The 25,025-nt window shown below is 33.4% G+C and carries 24 protein-coding genes; 17 read left to right on the top strand and 7 right to left on the bottom strand.

Features of this window, described 5'->3' with window-relative positions; translation table 11 throughout:
* Positions 1–62: 62 nt before the first annotated feature.
* The 3 genes from ABS764_RS10720 to ABS764_RS10710 all read right to left on the bottom strand — a co-directional run bounded on the left by ABS764_RS10720 (position 63) and on the right by ABS764_RS10710 (position 4,244).
* Positions 63–593 (bottom strand): inorganic diphosphatase, encoded by a 531-nt coding sequence (locus ABS764_RS10720; protein ID WP_408081792.1) that lies wholly within the window; start codon positions 591–593, stop codon positions 63–65.
* A gap of 117 nt (positions 594–710) precedes the next feature.
* A complete protein-coding gene (locus ABS764_RS10715; protein ID WP_408081791.1) occupies positions 711–3,197 on the bottom strand; it encodes a DUF5686 and carboxypeptidase-like regulatory domain-containing protein in 2,487 nt (828 codons plus the stop codon).
* 69 nt (positions 3,198–3,266) lie between these two features.
* Positions 3,267–4,244 carry a pyruvate dehydrogenase complex E1 component subunit beta gene (locus ABS764_RS10710; protein ID WP_408081790.1) on the bottom strand — a complete coding sequence of 326 codons (978 nt, stop codon included), beginning with the start codon at positions 4,242–4,244 and terminating at the stop codon, positions 3,267–3,269.
* A gap of 265 nt (positions 4,245–4,509) precedes the next feature.
* Here ABS764_RS10710 and ABS764_RS10705 point away from each other — a divergent pair, with 265 nt between their 5' ends.
* From ABS764_RS10705 to ABS764_RS10690, 4 genes are all read left to right on the top strand, one after another.
* Positions 4,510–5,256, top strand: a complete 747-nt coding sequence (locus tag ABS764_RS10705; protein WP_408081789.1) for an electron transfer flavoprotein subunit beta/FixA family protein — start codon at positions 4,510–4,512, stop codon at positions 5,254–5,256.
* 139 nt (positions 5,257–5,395) lie between these two features.
* Positions 5,396–6,364 carry an electron transfer flavoprotein subunit alpha/FixB family protein gene (locus ABS764_RS10700; protein WP_408081788.1) on the top strand — a complete coding sequence of 323 codons (969 nt, stop codon included), beginning with the start codon at positions 5,396–5,398 and terminating at the stop codon, positions 6,362–6,364.
* 136 nt (positions 6,365–6,500) lie between these two features.
* Positions 6,501–7,121 (top strand): bifunctional nuclease domain-containing protein, encoded by a 621-nt coding sequence (locus tag ABS764_RS10695; protein WP_408081787.1) that lies wholly within the window; start codon positions 6,501–6,503, stop codon positions 7,119–7,121.
* Between the two features lie 65 nt (positions 7,122–7,186).
* Complete coding sequence (locus ABS764_RS10690; RefSeq protein WP_408081786.1) at positions 7,187–8,011, top strand: thymidylate synthase; 825 nt, start codon at positions 7,187–7,189, stop codon at positions 8,009–8,011.
* A 15-nt stretch (positions 8,012–8,026) separates the two neighbouring features.
* Here the strand turns inward: ABS764_RS10690 and ABS764_RS10685 are convergent, their stop codons facing one another.
* A complete protein-coding gene (locus tag ABS764_RS10685; protein WP_408081785.1) occupies positions 8,027–8,323 on the bottom strand; it encodes an isoamylase early set domain-containing protein in 297 nt (98 codons plus the stop codon).
* 240 nt (positions 8,324–8,563) lie between these two features.
* On the opposite strand from ABS764_RS10685, the gene ABS764_RS10680 reads away from it, so the two are divergent.
* Together ABS764_RS10680 and ABS764_RS10675 are read left to right on the top strand one after the other, a co-directional pair.
* Positions 8,564–8,908: a 2TM domain-containing protein gene (locus ABS764_RS10680; protein WP_408081784.1), complete on the top strand. Its 345-nt coding sequence runs from the start codon at positions 8,564–8,566 to the stop codon at positions 8,906–8,908.
* Entirely contained in the window at positions 8,908–9,408 is a 501-nt protein-coding gene (locus ABS764_RS10675) for a dihydrofolate reductase (RefSeq protein WP_408081783.1), read from the top strand. The genes ABS764_RS10680 and ABS764_RS10675 overlap by 1 nt, the downstream gene beginning before the upstream one ends.
* 43 nt (positions 9,409–9,451) lie before the next feature.
* Here the strand turns inward: ABS764_RS10675 and ABS764_RS10670 are convergent, their stop codons facing one another.
* Positions 9,452–9,754: a hypothetical protein gene (locus ABS764_RS10670; protein WP_408081782.1), complete on the bottom strand. Its 303-nt coding sequence runs from the start codon at positions 9,752–9,754 to the stop codon at positions 9,452–9,454.
* Between the two features lie 189 nt (positions 9,755–9,943).
* Between ABS764_RS10670 and ubiE the strand changes: the two genes are divergently transcribed.
* Together ubiE and porT are read left to right on the top strand one after the other, a co-directional pair.
* Positions 9,944–10,675 (top strand): bifunctional demethylmenaquinone methyltransferase/2-methoxy-6-polyprenyl-1,4-benzoquinol methylase UbiE, encoded by a 732-nt coding sequence (gene ubiE / locus ABS764_RS10665; protein ID WP_408081781.1) that lies wholly within the window; start codon positions 9,944–9,946, stop codon positions 10,673–10,675.
* A gap of 14 nt (positions 10,676–10,689) precedes the next feature.
* A complete protein-coding gene (gene porT / locus ABS764_RS10660; RefSeq protein ID WP_408081780.1) occupies positions 10,690–11,391 on the top strand; it encodes a type IX secretion/gliding motility protein PorT/SprT in 702 nt (233 codons plus the stop codon).
* Here porT and ABS764_RS10655 read toward each other — a convergent pair.
* Positions 11,388–12,119 carry a TrmH family RNA methyltransferase gene (locus ABS764_RS10655; protein ID WP_408081779.1) on the bottom strand — a complete coding sequence of 244 codons (732 nt, stop codon included), beginning with the start codon at positions 12,117–12,119 and terminating at the stop codon, positions 11,388–11,390. The genes porT and ABS764_RS10655 overlap by 4 nt on opposite strands.
* 37 nt (positions 12,120–12,156) lie before the next feature.
* Here ABS764_RS10655 and tamL point away from each other — a divergent pair, with 37 nt between their 5' ends.
* The 4 genes from tamL (at position 12,157) to ABS764_RS10635 (ending at position 17,472) form a co-directional block, all read left to right on the top strand.
* Entirely contained in the window at positions 12,157–14,712 is a 2,556-nt protein-coding gene (tamL, locus tag ABS764_RS10650; RefSeq protein WP_408081778.1) for a translocation and assembly module lipoprotein TamL, read from the top strand.
* A gap of 60 nt (positions 14,713–14,772) precedes the next feature.
* Positions 14,773–15,840: a class II fructose-bisphosphate aldolase gene (gene fbaA / locus ABS764_RS10645; protein ID WP_408081777.1), complete on the top strand. Its 1,068-nt coding sequence runs from the start codon at positions 14,773–14,775 to the stop codon at positions 15,838–15,840.
* A gap of 82 nt (positions 15,841–15,922) precedes the next feature.
* A complete protein-coding gene (gene accD, locus ABS764_RS10640; RefSeq protein WP_408081776.1) occupies positions 15,923–16,777 on the top strand; it encodes an acetyl-CoA carboxylase, carboxyltransferase subunit beta in 855 nt (284 codons plus the stop codon).
* A gap of 89 nt (positions 16,778–16,866) precedes the next feature.
* Positions 16,867–17,472 (top strand): hypothetical protein, encoded by a 606-nt coding sequence (locus ABS764_RS10635; protein WP_408081775.1) that lies wholly within the window; start codon positions 16,867–16,869, stop codon positions 17,470–17,472.
* A 146-nt stretch (positions 17,473–17,618) separates the two neighbouring features.
* Here ABS764_RS10635 and ABS764_RS10630 read toward each other — a convergent pair whose 3' ends face one another.
* Entirely contained in the window at positions 17,619–18,869 is a 1,251-nt protein-coding gene (locus ABS764_RS10630) for an ABC transporter permease (RefSeq protein WP_408081774.1), read from the bottom strand.
* A gap of 195 nt (positions 18,870–19,064) precedes the next feature.
* Here ABS764_RS10630 and purH point away from each other — a divergent pair, with 195 nt between their 5' ends.
* The 5 genes from purH to mrdA all read left to right on the top strand — a co-directional run bounded on the left by purH (position 19,065) and on the right by mrdA (position 25,023).
* Positions 19,065–20,591 carry a bifunctional phosphoribosylaminoimidazolecarboxamide formyltransferase/IMP cyclohydrolase gene (gene purH / locus ABS764_RS10625; RefSeq protein WP_408081773.1) on the top strand — a complete coding sequence of 509 codons (1,527 nt, stop codon included), beginning with the start codon at positions 19,065–19,067 and terminating at the stop codon, positions 20,589–20,591.
* Positions 20,592–20,645: 54 nt separating this feature from the next.
* Positions 20,646–21,674, top strand: a complete 1,029-nt coding sequence (locus ABS764_RS10620) for a rod shape-determining protein (protein WP_408081772.1) — start codon at positions 20,646–20,648, stop codon at positions 21,672–21,674.
* 82 nt (positions 21,675–21,756) lie between these two features.
* The gene (gene mreC / locus ABS764_RS10615) at positions 21,757–22,584 is read left to right on the top strand and encodes a rod shape-determining protein MreC (protein ID WP_408081771.1); all 828 of its coding nucleotides are present in this window, start codon (positions 21,757–21,759) and stop codon (positions 22,582–22,584) included.
* Positions 22,577–23,083, top strand: coding sequence for a rod shape-determining protein MreD (locus ABS764_RS10610; RefSeq protein WP_408081770.1), 507 nt, complete (start codon positions 22,577–22,579; stop codon positions 23,081–23,083). Before mreC ends, ABS764_RS10610 begins: the two co-directional genes overlap by 8 nt.
* Positions 23,080–25,023, top strand: coding sequence for a penicillin-binding protein 2 (mrdA, locus tag ABS764_RS10605; RefSeq protein WP_408081769.1), 1,944 nt, complete (start codon positions 23,080–23,082; stop codon positions 25,021–25,023). Before ABS764_RS10610 ends, mrdA begins: the two co-directional genes overlap by 4 nt.
* Positions 25,024–25,025 lie beyond the last annotated feature (2 nt).

Genomic DNA, 25,025 nt, shown 5'->3' with positions numbered 1-25,025 from the left:
TAAACAAAAAAAGCAATACTCCGGAGGAATATTGCTTTTTTTATAAAATATGCAGGTAAAAATTATTTAATACTAAATAATCCTTCCGGTTTGTTTTCAATTGCATTAAAACGATCTGTACATTCTTTGATGATGTTTTTAGCCTCGCTTAAATTACCCCAGCCTTCAACATCTACCTTTTTATTTTCAAGATCTTTATACACCTGAAAAAAGTGTTCAATTTCTTTTAGCAAATGAGGGTTTACATCTGACAAATCATTCAATGAATTCCAGATAGGATCAGAAACAGGTACGCAAATAATTTTTTCGTCCGGACCTTTATCATCTGCCATGTGGAAAACACCAATTGGTTTTACTTCTATCACACATCCCGGGAATGTTGGCTCATTAATCAAAACCAATACATCAAGAGGATCTCCGTCTAAGGCTAATGTTTCAGGAATAAATCCGTAATCAGCAGGATACATCATCGAAGAAAATAACATTCTGTCAAAACGCATTCTTTTAATTTCGAAGTCGTATTCATATTTATTTCTACTTCCTCTTGGAATTTCGATTAAAACATCGAAAGTGTTTATTTTGTCTGCAGTCATTTTTATTTATTATCTTAAGTTGAATTTATTTGGGCACAAAAGTAATTTAAATCCTCTTTTATAGCAAAACATTTCTATTTAAAAGACATTCAAATTATTCTTTTACTTTTTGTTTATCTAGAAATAAAATCCGAAGGAACCTTTTACAGAAAATCGTTGGGTATCAGGTGTGTTTAAATAATTTCCACGCCAGGCAAAATCAATTCTGAAAACTTTAAAAATGTTCCCTATTCCGGCACTGTATTCCCAATATATATCTTCTGGTGCTACATAGGTTAATCCGGAAGCATTTATAGCCCTGTTAGCGTCTGAAATAGTTCCGTAAACGGCTCGTGCACCTATAATTTCTCTCCAGTTTAACTTTCGCATAAAAGGAATTCTGGAAAACAAACGTCCCTGAAAATTATGTTCCCATTGCAGTGTTGCATACTGATCAGAAACAAATTCATAAAAGTTAAGATTACTAAAGGTATTCTCGATTGTAAAGTAAGATTGATTTCCCGGAATCACACTCAACAATCCTAATGGGACTGTTCCGTAAATTTTACCTAATTCTAATGTGAGATCAGTTCGCCCTAAAGGTCCTATGATTATTGGCTGTTTGTAATACAATTGCAGTTTATCATAATTAAAATCACTATCCAGCAAACCTTTAAAACCATGACTGTAATTGATAAAAAAGCGACTAAAAGGACTGTCTACATTGCTTCTTTCTACTCCGTAACCAATCGTTTTTCTGTTAGGGGTGAATTCCACCTGAAAATTTACTTCGGATTGTTTTACATCACTTCTGGTTGTCGTTTGTGAGGCATCAGTAAAATAATCCAGACTAAAAGTATCTGAAGCCGATTCTAAAGTTCTATATGAAAATCCGGTTTGAAAAGTCAAATTTTTAACGGGCTCTATTTCTACAGCTGCATTAGACAAATTTATATTAGTAAGCTTTCCATTATTTCCTGTTGAAAATAACGAAGATGAAGCAAAACTTCTTCCTAAAACATCATTCGTAGTGGTCAAACTTGCTCCTATTTGTTCTACATCCCGCCTGTTTCCTGCTGAAATAATAATTCGCTTTTTCTTATCAATCATCCATTTTCCGGACAATCCGTATTTAAATTTATTATCATCAAACCCATAAGCAGTATATCCTTGCAGTCTCCAGGGATCATTAGGACCAAAATACGTTCTTCCTCCGGTGCGGATTCTGATACCTTCTACTTCATTGTAACCAAATGTCGAAAAAATAGGTCCGTAATCAAAATGCCCAAACTGAATGTAACCGCTTCCCAGTATAGAGACCAGATTATATAATTGCTTGAATTTTTTTACCGTTTGTAAGGTATCCAGCATTTTATAAATACCTCTTTCGTCTTTATTCAGGTTCTCAAAACGATTTTCATCCCAATATCTATCGGATTTATTATAGACCTCATTATCAATAAAATTGACTTCTTCTTTATAGAAAGAAGCCGGTTTTTCAATATTAAATTGATGATTCTGATACAAAGTAGTTCGTTTTCCATATACTCCTTTTGATTCTTCTTTTTTATTTAAAGCAAAATCAGACATCATATGATCACGAGTCAACAAGAAAACAGAATCATTTTGCACCTCAAATTCCTGTTCGATATAAATATCTTTGACCCAGTTAATATTAGCACTCTTAGTAACTGCCATATTAATTTTTTTGATTGCAAAAGTGGTATCGTTAACCCAAAAATCTCCTTTAAAAGTCAGCTCATTTTTTCTTCTTGGATAAAATAAAATATTGTAGCACCATTTTTTATCAATAAAAGCACTGTCAGTCAGTACATAATTATAGACATCAATTCCTGTTTTAGATAACGGACTGGTAAAGCTTTTATCAAAAAAAGTTAAATGATTATTATAGATATCATAATCTGAATATAAATCTTTAACAAAAGATAAAATTTGCTGATTATCACTAAATCCGGAATTCTTGTTAGCTTTCAGTTTCTCTTTTACCTTATTAAGCTTATTACTTCCGTAAACATCTGACAAAGATTCGTTTATAAAAATAGGCAAATAAGTTTTCCCTGTAACTTTAGAAGTATCGACATGCTTAAAAACAAACTCCATTCCTTTAAAGAGTTTACTTTTCATAAAAGCACTATCAATAGTGTTCATGTCAAATTCTACTTTTTCATACTTTTCCATTTGATACTGATCAAACTGGTACAATCCGTTCTTTCGCTTTCGTTCCCAAATTTTTCTCAGAATATCTAATGCCGGATTATTTTTTTTGGAAGTTTTTCCGGTATAGATAACCACTTCTTTTAATTCTTCGGTATCTTTAAGTACAACCTTAAAATTATAGTTTACGGCTTTTTCTAACGTGATTTCACTATCAGAAAATCCTACTGAAGTAACTTTCAGAGTAGTAAAAGTCTTAGGAGATTCAATATAAAAGCGACCATCTTCATTGGACATTACCCCTAAATTAGCTCCTTTCAACACTACATTTGCGAAAGGAACCGGCTGATTGGATTTATCAACTACTATACCGCTCACTTTGGTCTGAGCAAAAAGGCTTGAAAAAACAGTGCATATAAATAATGCTAAAAAAAGGTATTTCTTATCCATGTAGTAAATTTAAAAAAAAAGCTTCATCAAACTAACGTAAGATGAAGCTTCAATAGTATCTGATATGTATTATTTATACATTACTTTCTTTACTGCTTTTACAACATCAGCTGCATTAGGCAACCAATCTTTCAACAATACAGGAGAATAAGGTGCCGGTGTATCAGCAGTTGTAATTCTCTGAATTGGAGCGTCAAGAAAATCAAAAGCCTGTTCCTGAACAATATAAGTAATCTCAGAAGAAATACTGGCAAACGGCCAGGCTTCTTCAAGAACAACTAAACGATTTGTTTTCTTAACTGATTTTAAGATAGCATCTTTATCCATTGGACGAACCGTTCTTAAATCGATAATTTCACAAGATATTCCCTCTTTAGCCAATTCATCTGCAGCAATAAATGCTTCTTTGATAATTTTTCCAAAAGAAACAATAGTTACATCAGTCCCTTCTCTTTTCACATCAGCAACTCCAATAGGAATTACATATTCTCCATCAGGAACTTCACCTTTGTCACCATACATTTGCTCCGATTCCATGAAAATCACCGGATCATTATCACGAATGGCAGATTTTAAAAGTCCTTTTGCATCATACGGATTTGATGGAACAATTACTTTAAGCCCAGGAGTATTAGCAAACCAGTTTTCTAAAGCCTGAGAGTGAGTAGCTCCTAATTGCCCTGCAGAAGCTGTTGGTCCACGAAAAACAATAGGCACATCAAATTGTCCACCTGTCATCTGACGCATCTTGGCAGCGTTATTAATAATTTGATCAATACCTACTAAACAGAAGTTAAAAGTCATGTATTCTACAATTGGTCGGCAACCATTCATGGCAGAACCTACTGCTATTCCAGTAAAACCAAGTTCAGCAATTGGAGTATCAATAACTCTTTTTTCACCAAACTCAGCAAGCATTCCTTTCGAAGCTTTGTATGCTCCATTGTATTCTGCAACTTCTTCGCCCATTAAATATATGGATTCATCGTGACGCATTTCTTCGCTCATCGCTTCACAAATGGCCTCTCTAAATTGTATTGTTCTCATATTTATATTGTATGTTGAATTTTCTGAAGAGCAAAAATAAATATTTTAAACCATTTAATGCATAAATTAACTTAAATAATCCGCCCTAAAATCTAACATCTTATTGTTGGTATGTGAATATCCCGCATTTATACTGTTATTTCTTCCTTTTCAAAACAACAAAAAACAACGGTCTTTCATTGGTAAGTGTTTATTGATGACTAATTATTCGAAATATTGTTCTAATTTTGTAATTCAATCTACGAATATTATAAAATATCCAAACATGAAAATACTAGTTTGCATCAGTCATGTTCCTGATACTACCTCAAAAATTAATTTTACTAACGCTGATACTGAATTTGATATTAACGGCGTACAATATGTTATCAATCCAAATGATGAGTTCGGACTAACACGTGCCATCTGGTTTCAGGAGCAACAAGGAGCTACTGTCACTGTAGTAAATGTTGGCGGACCGGAAACTGAACCTACATTAAGAAAAGCCTTAGCCATTGGAGCTAATGACGCAATTCGTATCAACGCTAAGCCTACCGATGGTTTTTTTGTTGCTAAACAATTAGCCGAAGTAATCAAAAATGGCGGTTATGATTTAATCATCGCAGGAAAAGAATCCTTAGATTATAATGGAGGAATGGTTCCGGGAATGGTTGCCGGAATTTTAGGATATAATTTCCTGAATTCATGTATCAATATCACTGTTGATGGTTCAAATGTAAAAGCTGTACGTGAAATTGATGGCGGAAAAGAAACCATCACAACTTCGTTACCATTAATCATTGGAGGGCAAAAAGGTATTGTTGAAGAAAAAGATTTACGCATTCCGAATATGAGAGGTATTATGACTGCCAGAACAAAAACTTTAAATGTTGTTGAACCGATTGAAGCTACTGTAAATACAAAAGCGGTAAAGTTTGAAAAACCAGCTCCAAAATCAGCAATCAAAATGGTCTCTGTAGATAATTTAGACGAATTAATTAATTTGTTACACAACGAAGCAAAGGTTATTTAAGATTTTAAATTGCAGATTTTAGATTGCAAACTGCAGTTTAAAACTTCTCTTAATCCTTAATTTAAAATATAATATAAATCGAGTTTTTAGTTTCCAGATTCTGAAATCTGAAATCTAAATTCTGAAATCTGAAATCATCATGTCAATATTAATATATGCCGAATCAGCCGAAGGAAAATTTAAAAAAGTAGCCTTTGAAATTGCTTCCTATGCTAAAAAAGTAGCTGAATCCCTTGGAACAACTGTTACTGCTTTAACGGTAAACATCGAAAATGTTTCTGAATTATCTAAATACGGAGTAGACAAAGTATTAAAAGTAAGCAACGATAAATTAACTGAATTTAACGCCAAAGCTTACGCTGACGTTATAAAACAAGCTGCTCAACAGGAAAATACAAAACTTGTTATTCTTTCTTCCAGCACAAACAGCATCTATCTTTCTTCCTTACTGGCGGTAAGTTTAGAAGCCGGATTTGCATCAAATGTGGTTGGACTACCGGTAAGCACCAGCCCGTTTCAGGTAAAAAGAAATGCTTTTTCTAACAAAGCATTCAACATAACCGAAATCAATACCGATGTAAAAGTAATTGGCTTAGCTAAAAACTCTTATGGGATTTTTGAAAACGCATCAGCTTTAACTGAAGAAACATTCAGTCCAAACATTGGAGACAATGATTTTGGAATAAAAACAGAATCCGTTGAAAAGTCATCAGGAAAAGTTGCTATTGCTGATGCCGACATTGTAGTTTCCGGCGGTCGCGGATTAAAAGGTCCGGAAAACTGGGGCTTAATCGAAGATTTAGCTGCTGTTTTAGGAGCTGCAACAGCTTGTTCTAAACCAGTTTCAGACTTAGGATGGAGACCACATGCTGAACACGTAGGACAAACAGGAAAACCGGTTGCTACTAATTTGTATATTGCAGTTGGAATTTCCGGAGCCATCCAGCACATTGCAGGAATCAATGCTTCAAAAGTAAAAGTGGTTATCAATACAGATCCTGAAGCTCCTTTCTTTAAAGTGGCTGACTACGGAATTGTTGGTGATGCATTTGAGGTTGTTCCTGAATTAATTGAAAAACTAAAGGTATTCAAAGCACAAAACTCATAATACTATTTTCAATCTAAAAATTCTGCCCAGTAAAATAAGATAGTTGTATCTTTGCTTATTGGCAGATTTTTTAATTAATATTGCAGCCGGAAAATAATTTCAAACAAAAAAACCTACATTTTTCATTTCAACAATTATGAGCTTAGTCAAACTATCCATAAAAGGAATTTCATACAGCCAAACACAAAATGGGGCCTACGCTTTGATTTTGAATGAAGTAGACGGCGAGAGAAAATTACCTATTGTAATAGGAGCTTTCGAAGCACAATCCATTGCTATTGCTTTAGAAAAAGAGATAAAACCACCACGTCCGCTAACCCATGATTTGTTTAAAAATTTTGCTGAGCGATTTGACATTGTAGTAAAACAAGTTATCATTCACAAACTTGTTGATGGCGTATTTTACTCCAGTATCATTTGCGAAAGAGATAAAATTGAAGAGATTATAGATGCTCGAACTTCTGATGCTATAGCTTTAGCCCTTCGTTTTAACGCTCCTATTTTTACCTATAAAAATATTCTGGACAAAGCCGGTATTTATCTTAAAACAAATCCTTCAGAAACCGATAAAGAAAATCAGGAAATGGATGACATTATTTCCAATCCGGAATCTTTTACAGGCGAAGCAGAAAGCGGAAGAGCTTACATCAAATACAGTCTTCAGGAATTAAATGATTTATTAATTCAGGCTGTTGAACAGGAAGATTATGAAAAAGCCGCAAAAATAAGAGACGAAATTTCAAAAAGAGAATCATAATGGATAATTTGGTTATTTGTTAATTCGAATAACCAAAATTAGCAATAACCAAATCAACATTAGTAATGAAGCAATATTTAGATTTAGTAAAACATGTGATGGAAAACGGCTGCCAGAAAGGTGACCGTACAGGAACAGGAACTAAAAGTGTTTTTGGTTATCAAATGCGTTTCGATTTGAGCGAAGGTTTCCCAATGGTTACTACCAAAAAATTACACCTTAAATCTATTATACACGAATTACTGTGGTTTCTTAAAGGGGAAACAAACATTAGTTATCTCAAAGAAAACGGAGTAAAAATATGGGATGCATGGGCGGATAAAAACGGAGACTTAGGTCCTGTATATGGTCACCAATGGCGTAATTGGAATAGTGAAGAAATCGATCAGATCTCGGATTTAATTCAGGAATTAAAAACAAATCCTAACAGTCGCAGAATGCTGGTTTCAGCATGGAATCCTTCGGTATTACCGGATACCACAAAATCTTTTGAAGAAAATGTAGCTAACAATAAAGCTGCTTTACCTCCCTGTCATGCCTTTTTTCAGTTTTATGTAGCCAATGGCAAATTATCCTGCCAGCTATATCAAAGAAGTGCTGACATCTTTTTGGGTGTTCCATTTAACATTGCTTCTTACGCCTTACTTACTATGATGATTGCACAGGTATGCGATCTGGAACCGGGTGAATTCATCCATACTTTTGGTGATGCGCACATTTACAACAATCATTTTGAACAAATCGAATTGCAGTTATCACGTGAACCAAAACCATTACCAAAAATGATTTTAAATCCCGAAATAAAAGACATTTTTGATTTCAGCTATAATGATTTTACCCTCGTGGGCTATGAACCTCACGAGACCATAAAAGGAAACGTAGCGGTATAAAAAAAGCGTTTTAGATTATACCTCTAAAACGCTGTTTTCAGCTCCTGCAAATTCGTTCCACTTAAAAGAATCCGCTTCACTTTCGTTGATATATTTACCGTCAACTAAATATTTAAATTCATAAGCGGTATCTTTATTTAAATCAAAAACTCCCTTAAAAGTACCATTTTTCAATTTACTTAAAGTACCTGCTTCAGGATTCCAATTGTTAAAATCGCCTACAACAGAAACTTCTGCAGCTTCTTTTGCCTCAATAGAAAATGTAACTTTACAAACTGGTTTTGATTTTATAAATTGTTTTTTAATTGACATAACTGTTTCATTTTTAGATTTATGAAACAAAGTAAAACATTTTAATTGAAGTTTTAACATTCAAAAGAACGATTTAGCATAATACTTAATAAAATGTTAAAAACTAGCAAATTAAGCAAATATTGAAGGATTAAATTTTAAAAAAACAAAAAAGCATAAAGCTAAATTCTATTTATTCTCCTGCGCTAACAAGCATTTCCAAATTAAATTTTATCTTTATAGTCAAAAAAAAAGCAGCCTATGAAATCAGATCAACATGAATTATACGAATATGCCAGAAAACGTATAAAACAAAAAAAAAGGGTTTATTTTCATTTTGTTTTATTGTTTTTAGCAGGCATCTTTTTATTTGTATCGACAAAAGTTTTTCACTTTAATGAAAATGCAAATTGGCATATCTGGTTAATTACAGCATGGTTATTTTTATTTATTTTACACTTTATAAAAGTTTTTATAACCGATCGTTTTATGAGTAAGAATTGGGAAAGAGAACAAATCGATCGTTTAGTTGCCAGACAACAACAAAAAATTGACGAATTAAGCAATCAATTAAACGAAGAACATCCTACTATAAATAAGCATTAATGATTACAATGATTGCAGCTGCTGCTGAAAACAAGGCTCTGGGAAAAGACAACCAATTAATCTGGCATTTACCTAATGACTTTAAACGATTTAAAAGCCTGACTACGGGACATCATATTATAATGGGAAGAAAAACTTTTGAGAGTTTTCCAAAACCTCTTCCTAACCGCACACATATTATAATAACCCGGCAAAACGATTATCAGGCAGAAGGCTGTATAATTGTTGACAGTATTGAAAAAGCTATTGAAAAATGTCCTGAAAACGAAGAGTCTTTTATTATTGGCGGAGGAGAAATTTATAAATTAGCCATTCCTTTTTCCGATAAAATTGAACTCACGGTAGTACATCATCACTTTGATGCAGATGCTTTTTTCCCCGAAATAAATCCGGAAGACTGGGAATTAACTCATAAAGAATTTCAATCTAAAGATGAAAAACACCTTTATGACTACAGTTTTGAAACATATATCAGAAAACAAAAAACACCTCCACAATAAGAGGTGTTTTTTTATTTGCTACAATAATTTAGAAAAAAATGTTCTATTCCTGAAAGACAATCTGACATAATAATATCAAATTTACAAACACCAAACTCATCCCCGAAAGGAAAATGATTTTGTTTGCAATCTTTTGAGAAAACATCTCAAAAAACCCCTTAATACCAAATACCACAAAGGTACTAAAGGAAATAAAGATAAAAATTTCCAAAAACAAATTTAATCCTAAGAACGTATTCTGCGTTTCTTTTAAATTACCGCTTTTATATAAAACGGCACCATCAAAATAGCTGACAAGAACAAATGAAACTATCAACGCAAAAAACAGCCATCTGAGTTGAATCATTAATTCCTTATTAATTATTGTAAACAAAATCATGCAGTAAACTTCTGCATTATAAATCAGTCGTACAATACCCACTTTTAGTGATATTTGCAAACAAATTCACACAATGAATCATATGAACAGTAAATTGAAAATCAATTTGAGTTCTAATTTAAAAGGCATTATAGTATATTTGTGAAAATTTAAAAAATGTCAAAAAATATCACCCCTTATAAAGACTCTGAATTAGGTAAAAAAGAGCAGGTAGCACAAATGTTTGATACCATTTCAGGAAACTATGACAACCTGAATCGCGTTATTTCTTTTGGAATTGATATTAAATGGAGGAAGAAAGTTTTAAAAATAGTTACGGACAGCCAACCTAAAACCATCTTAGATATTGCTACAGGAACAGGTGATTTAGCTATTTTAATGGCCAACACCAATGCCGAAAAAATTACAGGTCTGGATATTTCAGCAGGAATGCTAGAAGTAGGGGTAAAAAAAATTGCTCAGAAAAATCTATCCAACAGAATCGAAATGATTCTTGGCGACTCAGAGAACATTCCTTTCGGCGACAATTATTTTGACGCCATCACAGTTGCATTCGGTGTCCGAAACTTTGAAAACTTAGAAAAAGGTTTAGCTGAAATATTACGTGTTTTAAAACCAAATGGAACTTTTGTCATTCTGGAAACATCAGTTCCTGACCAAACCCCTTACAAGCAGGGATACCGTTTTTACACCAAAAACATCCTTCCTCTTATTGGTAAATTATTTTCTAAAGACAATGTTGCTTATGGTTATTTATCTGAATCCGCAGCTGCATTTCCATATGGTGAAACATTAAACAATATTTTAAGAAAAATTGGGTTTATAGATGTAAAAGCAATGCCACAAACTTTTGGAGTTGCCACTATTTATGTAGCATCAAAAAAATAATCTAAGTTAATTACATGAAAAAAACAGCTGTCTTTACTTTATTCCTGCTTAGTTTTTTAGGATATTCACAATCTAAAGGAATGTTTAGTAAAAATCCTATTATCCATTTGGAAAATTTTCAAAAACAGCGACTTTATTTTGGATATTATTTAGGTTTTAACTCCTTTGATTTCAAAATTGATTACAAAACCGTAGGTCCGGATATTCAGGTAAAAAAAACCACGGGATTTAATGTGGGAGTTGTAGCTGATTTAAAACTGCAGGAATACATCAATCTGCGATTCGAACCCGGTTTGTATTATACTAAAAGAACATTACATTATCCCAACTTTACTAATGAAACTGATGCTGTAAGAGATGTGAACAGTACATACATTCATTTTCCTTTACTGCTAAAATTCTCTTCTGTGAGAACAGGAAATATACGTCCGTATATTTTAGGAGGATTATCAACTACTCTTAATTTATCTTCAAATTCAAAATCTATTGACGATAACGAGCAGCAAAAATTCCGAGTAAAATCCTGGAGTACTAATTATGAATTAGGTTTTGGAATTGACTTTTTCTCAGAGTATTTTATTTTTTCACCTTCAATAAGAGGTTGTTTTAGCCTAAAAGATGAACTTATCCGGGACAATGACCCTAATAGCCCGTGGACAGGAAATATAGAATCTCTTAAAAGCAGAGCTATCTTTATTAACTTCACTTTTCACTAAGCTAAATTTCGTTTAAACTCACTCAATACAATTGCAGTTGCTGTAGCTACATTTAAACTTTCTGTTTTTTGTAAATCACCAAACCGCGGAATTGAAATCCGTTTTCCTATTAATTCTTCAACTCTTTCTGATATACCATTAGCTTCATTTCCCATAATAATAACTCCTTGCTGAGGCAGATTACTCTGATAAATATTTTCTCCATCCATAAAAGTACCAAAAACGGTTAAATCAGTTTCTGCAATATAATGCTCAAGATCAACATAGGCTACATTCACTCTTGTAATAGAACCCATAGTCGCCTGAACCACTTTTGGATTATAAATATCGACTGTTTCTTTCGAGCAAACCACCTGCCGGACTCCAAACCAGTCACACAAACGTAAAATTGTTCCTAGATTTCCCGGATCCCGGATATCGTCTAAAGCAATTATCAAACCCGAAGTAGCTATTTCTTTTTCCTGAGGTATTTTAAAAACGGCCAAACAACTATTAGGAGTTGCCAGCGCACTAATTTTTTTCAGATCATTTTCATGAATCAACGATTTTTTAGTCCCTGAAACTTCTTCAAAATCATATTGGGTAGTATACAAATGTTCCAGTTCAAAATTTGAGTCTAAAAGCTCCTGAATTACCTTTACACCTTCTGCAAAAAATAATTGATGACTAATCCGATACTTTTTTTGCTGTAAACTAGTTATAAGTTTTATTTGGTTTTTACTAACCATAAAAATATGTACTTTTGAATTAAATATTTTAGACCTCTTGAAAAAAATTTCAACAAAAATATCACTATTTATTCTAATAGGAATAATTATATCTGCCTGTAACGCTGAAAAAAGAGTTCCGGACGGCAAACAACTACTTTTAAGGAATCAGATTGTAGTAAATGGCAAAAAAACTAATGATGAAGATGCTCACAACCAATTGTATCAAAAACCAAACGGAACCTTACTGGGATTTCGTTTGCGATTGAATTTATATAATTTAGCTAATTTAAACCCTGATTCTACTTATCAGGCAAAATTCACGAATAACCCCGGAAAATACGAACGAAAAGCCAAATGGTTATCAGCAAAACAAGTAGACCGGTTAGGAAAATCTTTTTTTTACAGCGGAATTCATGAATTTTTAAAAAACACTGGTGAACCGCCAGTAATTATTGACACTGCAAAAACTAAAAAATCACTTTCCAGACTTAGGTATTATTATTTTAACAATGGTTTTTTTGATGTTAAAACCAGTTACACACAAGATATTATCAGTGAGAAAAGAGGTAAAATAAAATACAGCATTACAACGAATAAAGCGTACTTCCTGGACTCAATAAAGGCAACTATCAGTTCACCGGACTTAGATTCGCTATACAATAACGCCAAAGAGGATGCTCTTATAAAGTCAGGAAATCAATATAAAACAGCCGATTTTACTGAAGAAAAAAACCGTCTTACCACTTATTTCAGAAATCATGGCGCTTATTATTTTCAGCCTACTTCTATTATTTTTGACATTGACACCATCGGTAAGAAAAACAAAGCGAATGTAAATGTAAATATCGGCGACTACAGCTATCAGGATAAAGATTCTACGAAAACAGAAAAATTTAAATTATACAAAATCAGTAGTGTAGACATTTATACGGATTATCTGCCAAATACCAGCAAGCAAAACATAACTGACAGTACTACGTACCAAAATTTCAACCTGTACAGCCGTGACAAATTAAAATACAAACCATATGCTATAACTGATGCTATTTTTATCACTAAAGGAACCGTTTTTGCCGATTACAAAACCGTATTAACATCACGGTATTTAACCAATCTTAAAATATTTAATCCGCCAAGTATTCAATATGAAGTAGATAAAAAAGACAGTCTTAACAATTCTCTTATTGCTAAAATTTATTTAACACCCAGAAAAAAATATAGTTTTCAGGCTTCATTTGACTTAACACATTCTAACATTCAGGATATTGGAATTTCATTTAGTCCTTCTCTTAGTATCCGAAATATTTTTAATGGAGCTGAAACATTCGAAATTTCCACAAGAGCAAACATTGGTTCATCCAGAGATTTAGCCAATCCAAACAATCAGTTTTTCAACGTATCAGAATATGGTGTTGACTTCAAATTAAATTTTCCAAGAATATTTATGCCTTTTTCTACGGAAAAAATAATACCTAAAAGCATGATTCCATCAACATTGATTGGTATAGGTTATGCTACGCAAAAAAATATCGGATTAGATAAAGAAAATTTCACAGGAACTTTTTCATACAACTGGAATCCCAAAAGGTACAATACTGCCCGTTTTGACCTTTTTAATGTTCAGTTTGTACGTAATTTAAATTCATCTAATTATTTTAATGTCTACGGCTCCTCTTACAATGCTTTAAATGAAATTGCACAAAACTACAATGCAGACAGCAGCTATTTCAACGAAAATAATGATCTGATAATAGAATCCGGAACAAAAGCTTTTACAAGAGATGTTTTAGACGGAAATCAAAATTTCATACCATCTGACAACGATTTAAAAGAAGTGAGAAGTATTGAGGAAAGAAGAGTGCGACTGACTGAAAATGATTTTATTTTGGCCACTAATTTTTCATTCAGCAAAACCACAAAAACAGATTTAGCCGACAACACTTTCTATCTTTTCAAAACCAAAATAGAATCGGCCGGTTCTCTTTTATCATTAATAGGAAATGCTGCCAATTTAAAAAAGAATCAAAATGGAAACCGCGAAATATTTGATTTAGAATATTCGGAATACATTAAAACAGAATTCGATTATATCAAACATTGGGATCTGAGTCATGAAAAAGTACTGGCGGTACGTAGTTTTTTTGGTATAGCTATCCCTTTTGGTAATTCTGATTATATTCCGTTTTCCCGAAGTTATTTTTCAGGAGGTTCCAATGATAACCGTGCCTGGCAACCTTATAGTTTAGGACCGGGACGAAGTGGAGCCACAAATGATTTTAACGAAGCCAATATGAAAATTGCTGCAAGCGCCGAATTCAGGTTTAAAATTTTAGGTGATTTAAAAGGTGCATTATTTGCGGATGCAGGAAACATCTGGAATGTTTTTGACAATGTCACCGATGAGAAATCAACTTTTAATAATTTTTCCAGTTTAAAAGATATTGCATTAGGTTCCGGATTTGGTCTTCGATATGATTTAAACTTTTTTGTTGTCCGATTTGATTTTGGTTTCAAAACCTATAATCCCGCCGATGAATCAGGTAAAAAATGGTTTAGAGACTACAATTTTGGGAACTCAGTTTTAAATTTTGGAATAAATTATCCGTTCTAATGCTAATAAATTCTTATTTTTGCAATCTAAAACTAAAATCTAACAAAAACAAAAAACAAAATGGCACACAACATTAAAGCAGGTGTAGCAACTGGAGATCAGGTACAGGAAATCTTTAATTACGCAAAAGAAAAAGGCTTTGCACTTCCAGCTGTAAACGTCACAGGATCTAACACAATTAACGGAGTTCTTGAAACAGCTGCAAAATTAAACGCACCGGTTATCATACAATTCTCTAACGGAGGAGCACAATTCAATGCAGGAAAAGGACTTTCTAATACAGGAGAAAAAGCAGCTATTGCAGGTGCAATTGCAGGAGCTAAAAGCATCCACGCTTTAGCAGAAGCTTACGGAACAACTGTAATTTTGCATACTGACCACTGCGCAAAAAAATTATTACCATGGATTGATGGTTTATTAGATGCATCTGAAGAACATTTCGCTGCTACCGGAAAATCATTATTCAGTTCTCATATGATTGACTTATCAGAAGAGCCAATCGAAGAAAACATCGAAATTTGCAAAACTTACTTAGAAAGAATGAGCAAAATTGGGATGACATTAGAAATCGAACTTGGAATTACAGGTGGTGAAGAAGATGGTGTTGACAACTCTGATGTTGACAGTTCAAAATTGTACACACAACCGGAAGAAGTAGCTTATGCTTACGAAGAACTTTCTAAAGTAAGTCCTAAATTTACAATTGCTGCAGCTTTTGGAAACGTTCACGGTGTTTACAAACCAGGAAACGTAAAATTAACTCCGAAAATCTTAAAAAATTCCCAGGATTTCGTTCAGGCAAAATTCAACACAGGACATAATCCGGTAGATTTTGTTTTCCATGGTGGTTCAGGTTCTACACTTGAAGAAATCAGAGAAGGAATCAGCTACGGAGTAATCAAAATGAATATTGATACCGATTTACAATTTGCTTTCACTGAAGGAATTCGTGATTTCATGGTAGACAACCTTGATTATTTAAAAACTCAGATTGGTAATCCTACCGGAGCTGATGCACCAAATAAAAAATATTATGACCCAAGAAAATGGTTGCGTGAAGGAGAAGTAACTTTCAATGCAAGACTTGAGCAGGCATTTGCTGACTTGAATAATGTAAATACACTATAATTTTAGATTTCTGGTTGTAGATTTTAGATTTCATATAGTCTAAAATCTAAAACCTAAAGTCTAAAATCTAAAATCTAAAAAAATGGCTTGGTTTAAAAGACACGAAAAAGGAATCACAACTCCTACCGAACAGAAAATGGATGTTCCAAAAGGGCTTTGGTACAAATCTCCTACAGGTAAAATTATTGATGCTGATGAACTGGAACGCAACTTATTTGTAAGTCCGGAAGATGGTTTCCATGTAAGAATAGGCAGTGCTACTTATTTCGAAATCTTATTTGACAACAATGAATTTACCGAATTAGACCCAAACATTACGTCTAAAGACCCTTTACATTTTGTTGACACAAAAAAATATGAGGATCGCCTGAAAGATGTTATGGATAAAACCAAACTAAAAGACGCAGTACGTACCGGAGTGGGTAAATCCAAAGGAAAAGATTTAGTAATTTGCTGTATGGATTTTGCCTTCATTGGTGGTTCTATGGGAGCTGTTGTAGGAGAAAAAATAGCCAGAGGAATTGATTATGCCATCAAAAACAAATTACCATTTGTTATGATTTCTAAATCAGGAGGAGCCAGAATGATGGAAGCTGCTTATTCTTTAATGCAGTTGGCTAAAACATCTGTTAAACTTGCTCAACTTTCCGAAGCTAAATTACCTTACATCTCTTTGTGTACGGATCCAACTACCGGAGGAACAACTGCTTCTTACGCTATGTTAGGAGACATCAACATTGCGGAACCCGGTGCCTTAATTGGTTTTGCCGGACCACGTGTTGTTAAAGATACTACAGGTAAAGATTTACCGGAAGGTTTCCAGACGGCTGAATTCCTTTTAGAGCACGGTTTCTTAGACTTTATCACGCCAAGAAAAGAATTGAAAGACAAGATTAACTTGTATATTGATTTGATTCAAAATAATGAAATTAGATAGTTTTTCAAGTTTCATAAAACATATTAAATCGCATCTTGATAGCTATCGGGATGCGATTTTTTTTTATCTTTATTTTAAATCATTCGAATATGAAAAGAATAGTTATAGGAATTATTGTTTGTTTGCTTTTTGCAAATTGTATTAAAAAAGAAAAGATTGCACCAAAAAGAAACTCTTACATTATTTCTTATGAAGACAAAAAACTTCAAAATTACTATGATTCTATAGATAAAAAAAGTAAAATAAAACCACCACCGCCTCCACAAAAAATATTTTATTCAGACAATCAACTCATTATTGACAAAAACAACAACCTCTATTTTTACCAAAAAGAATTCATTCAGATTTTATGTAGCTATGGTCATGAGAACGACACTATTCCTGATTTTCTTGGAATTAAACCAAAAGATATTATCAAAATCCCTCAAAATAGTTTAATTGATTTTCTAAACGAAAACATTCTATCAAAAGAAAAAGGCAGACAAATTTTAATTATTGCATCACAAAATGACACTATAAAAAACACCGCTTTCTTAGACTTTTTAAAACACAACAAAATTCCAACCTATCTCATTAGAAGAACAACACAAGAAGAAGATACAGTGCTTCACTACAAAAAAACCGAGAAATACTATTATTCAGATGAAATTAAATGGGATAAGACTAAAATTAATTTCTCTTTTAAGTCAAACTAACAACCCAAAAACACGTATAAGCATCTTGCTTGTACCTACAAAAAATTTCAAACTAGGCGGAATTTGATAATGAGATTGCTTCGTTCCGATAGCTATCGGAACTCTCAATGACTCTGAAATCTAAATTCTGCAATCTAAAATTAAAACTACATTCCTGTTCTAATCGCTTCCACAGGATCTAACCGTGATGCTGATATAGCCGGTAAAATTCCAGAAATCAAACCTATGATTCCAGCTAATCCAGTTCCTAAAAGAATATTAGACATACCCAATACAAATTCAAAATCTAATGCTTTTGTTAAACCAACAGCAATTCCCCAAACCAGCAATAAACCAATTGCACCGCCGATTACAGATAAAATTATCGCTTCGAATAAAAATTGGAATAAAATAAACCTGTTCTTCGCCCCTAATGATTTTTGGATTCCTATTAAATGCGTACGCTCTTTTACCGAAACGAACATGATATTTGCAATTCCGAATCCACCAACCAATAGTGAAAATCCACTGATAACCCAGCCTCCTAATTTCATACTTCCAATAATCCCATCAATAAAATCAGTAAATCCTGAGAAAACATTGATAAAAAAATTGTCCATTTCCCCTGCTTTAATACCACGATAAGCACGTAATTTTTGCGAAATCTCAGCTTTGTAAGCTTCCATATCTACACCATCTACAGGCTTAAAAACAATTACATTAGTCAAAGAAGTATTATTATCCCCAAACTTTTGCCTTATAAAATTAACCGGAAGATAAGCCGAAGAATCATTACTGTCACCAAAAAGTCCAGCTCCTTTTTTAGTCAGCACCCCTATTACTGTAAAACGCTGCCCATACAACCGAACATCTTTCCCTATTGGATCTACACCATCAAACAAAGTAGTAGCAATTTCGCTCCCAATCACCACCACCTTAGCTCCTGAATTTCCTTCTGCCTCATTATAAAACCTTCCTTTTTCAAATTCCAGACGTTCAATATCTACAAATTCATAGGAAACAGGAACAATATTAACATCACTCACCAATTTCGAATCATATTTTATTGTCTCACTTTTTGTAAATATCTGATACCCCAGCTCGGCTGTATTGGTCATTGTACCCTTCAGATAAATATATTCGTCATATTTCACATTAGGAAATTGTTCTCTTTTCCATTTTGGAATATCAGAAGGTCCAAAAGAAAATTTCATTAAATAAATGGTATTTTTATCCAGGCCGCTTAAATCATTGGTAATCTTTCTGTCTAATGAATCTACTGCCGCTAAAACGGCTATTATAGAAAAAATACCAATGGTGACTCCAAGCAACGAAAGTAAGGTTCTCAGTTTATTATTACGCAATGCATTGATAGCAAATGCAAAGCTTTCTTTTAACAATCGAAGATATAGTAACATAAAAAAACCATTTTTAAGAAGGTAAAATTCTGTAAATATTATTCAAAAACCTAATATAAAATTGGTTTAACATAATAAAATACAGCTATTTCCCTAAGATTTAAAAAAAGTTAACTAAATATAAATTATCTTATTTTCAGATAGCTAATTTTCACATTAAAAAACTACTTTTGCATTTTATAATTAAAACTATTCATGAGCACATCTAAAACAATTCAATCTGCATTAATTTCGGTTTTCTCGAAAGAAGGTCTTGAGCCTATTGTTAAATTCTTACACAGTCAAAATGTAACTCTTTACTCTACAGGAGGAACAGAAGATTTTATAAAAAATTTAGGCATACCTGTTGTAGCTGTTGAAGACATTACTGCATTTCCTGAAATTTTAGGCGGAAGAGTAAAAACATTACACCCAAAAATTTTCGGAGGAATCCTCAACCGTCAGGACAATGAAAGTGATGTTCAACAAATGCAGGAATTCAACATTCCGCAGATTGATTTAGTTATTGTTGATTTGTACCCGTTTGAAAAAACAGTAGCATCCGGAGCAAGTGAACAAGATATTATTGAAAAAATTGATATCGGAGGAATTTCATTGATTCGCGCAGCCGCTAAAAACTTTAAAGACACTGTAATTGTACCATCTATGAACGAATATACTTTGTTCTTAGACATGATTACCAAACAAAACGGAGCAACTACTCTGGAAGACAGAAAATTATTAGCTACTAAAGCGTTCCATGTATCTTCACATTATGACGGAGCGATTTTTAGTTACTTTAATACTGATGAAACTATCTATAAAGCCAGTATTGCTGACGGTCAGGTATTGCGTTACGGAGAAAATCCACATCAGAAAGGATTTTTCTTTGGAGATTTTGACGCTATGTTCAAAAAATTACACGGAAAAGAATTATCATACAATAACTTATTAGATGTAGATGCGGCAGTTAATTTGATTAACGAATTCAAAACTGACGGACCTACATTTGCTATCTTAAAACACAATAACGCTTGTGGATTAGCTTCCAGAAACACTATTAGTGAAGCTTATTTAGCAGCATTAGCCTGCGATCCAACTTCTGCATTTGGAGGCGTTTTAATTTCAAATACTAAAATTGATGTGGCAACAGCTACTGAAATTAATAAATTATTCTGTGAAGTGGTAATTGCTCCTGAGTATGATGCTGAAGCAGTAACAATTTTACAAGAAAAGAAAAACAGAATTATTCTGGTTCAAAATGATGTTGAATTACCACAAAAACAAGTTCGTACCTGTCTTAACGGATTATTAATTCAGGAAAGAAATAACATTACGGACAATAAAAAAGATTTAACTACCGTTACCACTACAAGTCCGACAGAACAGGAAATTGAAGATTTAATTTTCGCTTCTAAAATTTGTAAAAACACCAAATCAAACACAATCGTTTTTGCTAAAAACGGGACTTTAATTTCATCCGGAACAGGACAAACTTCAAGAGTAGACGCATTACAACAGGCAGTTGAGAAAGCAAAACATTTTGGATTTGATTTAACAGGAGCGTCTATGGCAAGTGATGCTTTCTTCCCATTTCCGGACTGTGTAGCTCTTGCAAAAGAAGCTGGTATTACAGCAGTAATTCAGCCAGGCGGATCAATTAAAGACCAGTTAAGCATCGACTATTGCAACGAAAATAATTTGGCAATGGTATTTACCGGAACACGTCATTTTAAACATTAATTTGACTAACTTTGTACGCTCCTAATTTATAACTTTTAAACCCCTAAAAAACTTATGGGATTTTTTGATTTCATGACCGAGGATATTGCGATAGACCTTGGTACCGCAAACACACTAATCATTCACAATGATAAGGTAGTTATTGATAGTCCATCTATCGTTGCCCGTGACAGGATCTCAGGCAAAATCATTGCTGTTGGAAAAGAAGCCAACCTGATGCAAGGTAAAACTCATGAAAACATTAAAACTATAAGGCCTTTAAAGGACGGTGTAATTGCTGATTTTGATGCTTCTGAAAAGATGATTAATATGTTTATCAAAAGCATCCCGGCATTAAAAAAGAAAATGTTTACACCGGCATTAAGAATGGTGGTTTGTATTCCATCCGGAATTACTGAAGTGGAAATGAGAGCCGTAAAAGAATCTTGTGAACGCGTAAACGGAAAAGAAGTATACCTGATTCATGAGCCAATGGCAGCTGCAATCGGTATCGGTATAGACATCATGCAGCCAAAAGGAAACATGATTGTTGATATTGGAGGTGGTACAACTGAAATTGCTGTAATCGCATTAGGCGGAATTGTATGTGATAAATCGGTAAAAATTGCCGGTGATGTTTTCACTAACGACATTGTTTATTATATGCGTACCCAACACAATTTATTTGTGGGTGAAAGTACAGCTGAAAAAATAAAAATCCAGATTGGAGCTGCCATTGAAGATTTAGAAACTCCTCCTGAAGACATGTCTGTACAAGGAAGAGATTTATTGACTGGTAAACCTAAACAAGTAGATGTTTCTTATAGAGAAATTGCAAAAGCTTTAGATAAATCAATCCAGCGAATTGAAGATGCGGTAATGGAAACGTTATCTCAAACCCCACCGGAGTTAGCTGCTGATATCTACAATACCGGAATTTATCTTGCAGGTGGTGGTTCTATGCTAAGAGGTCTTGATAAGCGTATTTCTCAAAAAACAGATTTACCTGTATATATTGCAGAAGATCCTTTAAGAGCAGTAGTAAGAGGAACAGGAATGGCACTGAAAAATATTGGAAAATTCAAAAGCATCTTAATAAAATAAGAGATTTATTTAATTTATAAACTATAACAGTTCAGCAATTAAACACCAGAGCCTATTTTGAAATCAATAATCAAATAAGAGAATGCAGCAAATATTCAATTTTATATTCAAAAACAGTACCAGACTACTGTTTTTGCTGTTATTATGCGTTTCGCTTTTGCTTACGATACAGTCTCATTCTTACCATAAAAGCAGAATTATCAGTTCTGCAAATTTTTTAACGGGCGGTGTTTATGAAAAGATAAATAATATTACTGAATATTTAAATCTGAAAACAGAAAACGATGCTTTGGCACTTGAAAACGCCAGACTTAAAAGTGTTCTCTTCAACATGAAGGATACTTTGACCGTAAAACGACTGGAAAATATGAAAAATATTGCTCCGGAAGACGTTTTGGTATCAAAAGTAATTCACAACACCTATAATACACACGAAAACTTCTTAACCTTAAATTCTGGCTCAAACGACGGTGTAAAGGCGGATATGGGAGTTATAAACAGCTTGGGGATTGTAGGAATCATAGACAGAACATCTCCTAAATACTCCACGGTAATAAGCATTCTGAACGTTAAATCACAAATTAACGCTAAGATTAAAAAATCAAATCATTTTGGTTCATTGACCTGGAATGGAAAAAACACTGGTTTCGTTCAGTTATTAGACGTTCCCCGATTAGCATCTGTCAGAAAAGGGGATACAATTGTAACCGGAGGACAGTCGGTTATTTTTCCTGAGAACATTAACATTGGTACAATCCATAATATTTATATTGATTCTGTTACTAACTATTACACATTAAATATCCGATTATTTAATGATATGACTAATTTAGGTCATGTTTACATTATTAAAAGTAAAGACAGAGATGAAGTTAATAATTTAGAAAAAACGAGTAAAAAAGATGAATAGCACTTTGTTAGTCAATATTTTTCGGTTTATTTTGTTATTAGCCGTACAGATTATCATATTTAACAATATGACTTTCTTAGGTTACATAATGCCTTTACCCTACATTCTGTTCATTATTTTATATCCTGTAAATTCTAACAGAGCATCTCTGTTAATAAGCAGTTTTTTACTGGGGTTAACAATGGATTTTTTCTCTAATTCAGGAGGAATTCATGCTACAGCCTGTCTTATTTTAGCTTTTTACAGACCCTATTTATTTAAATTTGCTTTTGGTGTGAGTTATGAATACCAAACCATTAAATTAAACGAATCATTAACACCAGAAAGGTTTTCATTTATCCTCCTCGCCGTGGTAATTCATCATTTTACCCTTTTCATTTTAGAGGCATTTCAGGTTAGTTTCATTTGGGACATTCTGATTAGAACCTTACTGAGTACTGTATTTACAATAATTAGTTGTATTATTATAATATACCTTATTAAGCCCAATAAACGATGAGAAAACTTCTGCTGCCATCAATCATTATCATTGCAGCAATTTTGCTACTAATTCGGATTTTTTATTTGCAGGTAATCAATGATACTTTCAAATTAAAATCGGAGAATAATGCTATAAAAATACAATATGAATACCCCGAACGAGGATATATTTATGACCGAAACGGAAAACTTCTGGTAGCTAATCAGCCTTCTTACGACATTATGGTGATTCCCAGAGAAATAAAAAATCTGGATACTTTAGAATTCTGCAAATTACTGGATGTTACAAAAGAAGATTTTTTAGAAAAAATTGCTAAAGCAAAAATCTACAGTCCGCGACTTCCTTCGGTATTTTTACCTCAATTAAACAAAAGTGAATTTGCAGCTTTTCAGGAAAAAATTCGAAAATTTGAAGGTTTCTATTTTCAAAAACGTTCGCTTCGGGATTATGAAGTAGATTTTGGCGCCAATATTTTTGGTTTTATCACTCAGGTAAACGAAAGAGTAATTGAAAAACACCCCTATTATAAAAGTGGTGACTTAATAGGTAAACAAGGGGTTGAAGAATATTATGAAGAAATTCTTCGCGGTATAAAAGGAGTTAAATATTTCCAGAAAGATAAATATAATCGACTAATAGGTTCTTACAAAGAAGGCAAATATGACACTATTGCAGTCCAGGGAGAAGATATCAATCTGACTATTGATGCCGAAATTCAGCGTTATGGAGAACAATTAATGGTCAATAAAAGAGGTGGTATTGTGGCGATAGAACCTAAAACTGGAGAAATTCTGGCGTTAGTAACCGCACCTTCTTATGACCCTTCTATTTTAGTGGGAAGACAGCGTTCTAAAAATTATACGTTATTGTATTATGATTCTATTGCAAAACCATTATATGACAGAGGATTATTAGCCGAATATCCGCCAGGTTCTCCTTTTAAAATACTGACAGGATTAGCAGCACTTCAGGAAGGTGTTATTGACGAAAACACCACTGTATCTTGCCATCACGGTTTTAGTTACGCCAGAGGACGATTTATGGGATGTCACTGTCAGGGTGGTGCATTACAACTTCACAGAGGAATATACCAGTCCTGCAACTCTTATTTTGCTACAGCATATATGAAAACCATTAATAAATATGTGAAGCCTTCTTATGCCGTAGATGTGTGGAGCAATCATATTAAAAGTTTTGGTTTGGGGCAATTCATGGGATATGATTTGCCTACAGGAAGAAGAGGAAATATCCCTACTTCTAAAACATACAAACGCATTTATCCTAATGGAGGCTGGAGAAGTACTACCATTGTATCTAATGCTATTGGACAAGGTGAAGTCCTGATGACCCCAATTCAACTAGCTAATATGATGGCCACTGTAGCTAATGAAGGTTATTATTACACTCCTCATATCATCAAAAAAATAAAAGGCGGTGCTATTGATCCAAAATTCAGAGAAAAGCATGTAACTACTATAAGTAAAGAATTTTATAAACCTATAATAAGCGGTTTATTTGACGTATACAATTTAGGAACCGCGAGATCGTTAAGAGTTGATGGTATTGATATATGCGGAAAAACAGGAACCGCAGAAAACTTTGCGAAGATTGGAGGTAAAAGAGTCCAATTACAGGATCATTCTATTTTTGTTGCTTTTGCACCAAAAGATAATCCCAAAATCGCTATAGCTGTCTTAGTAGAAAACGGAGGCTTTGGAGCTTCTATAGCAGGTCCAATTGCCAGCCTGATGATTGAAAAATATTTGAGAAAAAAAATCAGCAGAATAGATTTAGAAAAAAGAATTTTTGAGAAAAGTTTAAAAGATCAATATGCTAAATTAGGAGGAATGAATGAAGCCAGTGCTATAGAAACCACTCCGAAAGACAGTACAAGCCTGCGTAAATACAAAGAGGTTAAAACAAATACGGTAACTGATACCACCAAAAAAAATAATTAAGA

This window comes from Flavobacterium plantiphilum, assembly GCF_046000495.1.
GTDB classification, from domain to species: domain Bacteria; phylum Bacteroidota; class Bacteroidia; order Flavobacteriales; family Flavobacteriaceae; genus Flavobacterium; species Flavobacterium plantiphilum.
This window is presented reverse-complemented; position numbering and strand designations above follow the sequence as displayed.

Bases quoted from the DNA above. Each gene is read 5' to 3' on its own strand.
- fbaA (WP_408081777.1), top strand. From the start codon at position 14,773: ATGGCACACAACATTAAAGCAGGTGTAGCAACTGGAGATCAGGTACAG.
- ABS764_RS10635 (WP_408081775.1), top strand. From the start codon at position 16,867: ATGAAAAGAATAGTTATAGGAATTATTGTTTGTTTGCTTTTTGCAAAT.
- purH (WP_408081773.1), top strand. From the start codon at position 19,065: ATGAGCACATCTAAAACAATTCAATCTGCATTAATTTCGGTTTTCTCG.
- accD (WP_408081776.1), top strand. From the start codon at position 15,923: ATGGCTTGGTTTAAAAGACACGAAAAAGGAATCACAACTCCTACCGAA.
- ABS764_RS10720 (WP_408081792.1), bottom strand. From the start codon at position 593: ATGACTGCAGACAAAATAAACACTTTCGATGTTTTAATCGAAATTCCA.
- ABS764_RS10700 (WP_408081788.1), top strand. From the start codon at position 5,396: ATGTCAATATTAATATATGCCGAATCAGCCGAAGGAAAATTTAAAAAA.
- ABS764_RS10670 (WP_408081782.1), bottom strand. From the start codon at position 9,754: ATGATTCAACTCAGATGGCTGTTTTTTGCGTTGATAGTTTCATTTGTT.
- ABS764_RS10705 (WP_408081789.1), top strand. From the start codon at position 4,510: ATGAAAATACTAGTTTGCATCAGTCATGTTCCTGATACTACCTCAAAA.
- ABS764_RS10715 (WP_408081791.1), bottom strand. From the start codon at position 3,197: ATGGATAAGAAATACCTTTTTTTAGCATTATTTATATGCACTGTTTTT.
- ABS764_RS10685 (WP_408081785.1), bottom strand. From the start codon at position 8,323: ATGTCAATTAAAAAACAATTTATAAAATCAAAACCAGTTTGTAAAGTT.
- ABS764_RS10610 (WP_408081770.1), top strand. From the start codon at position 22,577: ATGAATAGCACTTTGTTAGTCAATATTTTTCGGTTTATTTTGTTATTA.
- porT (WP_408081780.1), top strand. From the start codon at position 10,690: ATGAAAAAAACAGCTGTCTTTACTTTATTCCTGCTTAGTTTTTTAGGA.
- ABS764_RS10630 (WP_408081774.1), bottom strand. From the start codon at position 18,869: ATGTTACTATATCTTCGATTGTTAAAAGAAAGCTTTGCATTTGCTATC.
- mreC (WP_408081771.1), top strand. From the start codon at position 21,757: ATGCAGCAAATATTCAATTTTATATTCAAAAACAGTACCAGACTACTG.
- ABS764_RS10675 (WP_408081783.1), top strand. From the start codon at position 8,908: ATGATTACAATGATTGCAGCTGCTGCTGAAAACAAGGCTCTGGGAAAA.
- ABS764_RS10655 (WP_408081779.1), bottom strand. From the start codon at position 12,119: ATGGTTAGTAAAAACCAAATAAAACTTATAACTAGTTTACAGCAAAAA.
- ubiE (WP_408081781.1), top strand. From the start codon at position 9,944: ATGTCAAAAAATATCACCCCTTATAAAGACTCTGAATTAGGTAAAAAA.
- ABS764_RS10710 (WP_408081790.1), bottom strand. From the start codon at position 4,244: ATGAGAACAATACAATTTAGAGAGGCCATTTGTGAAGCGATGAGCGAA.
- ABS764_RS10690 (WP_408081786.1), top strand. From the start codon at position 7,187: ATGAAGCAATATTTAGATTTAGTAAAACATGTGATGGAAAACGGCTGC.
- mrdA (WP_408081769.1), top strand. From the start codon at position 23,080: ATGAGAAAACTTCTGCTGCCATCAATCATTATCATTGCAGCAATTTTG.
- ABS764_RS10680 (WP_408081784.1), top strand. From the start codon at position 8,564: ATGAAATCAGATCAACATGAATTATACGAATATGCCAGAAAACGTATA.
- ABS764_RS10620 (WP_408081772.1), top strand. From the start codon at position 20,646: ATGGGATTTTTTGATTTCATGACCGAGGATATTGCGATAGACCTTGGT.
- ABS764_RS10695 (WP_408081787.1), top strand. From the start codon at position 6,501: ATGAGCTTAGTCAAACTATCCATAAAAGGAATTTCATACAGCCAAACA.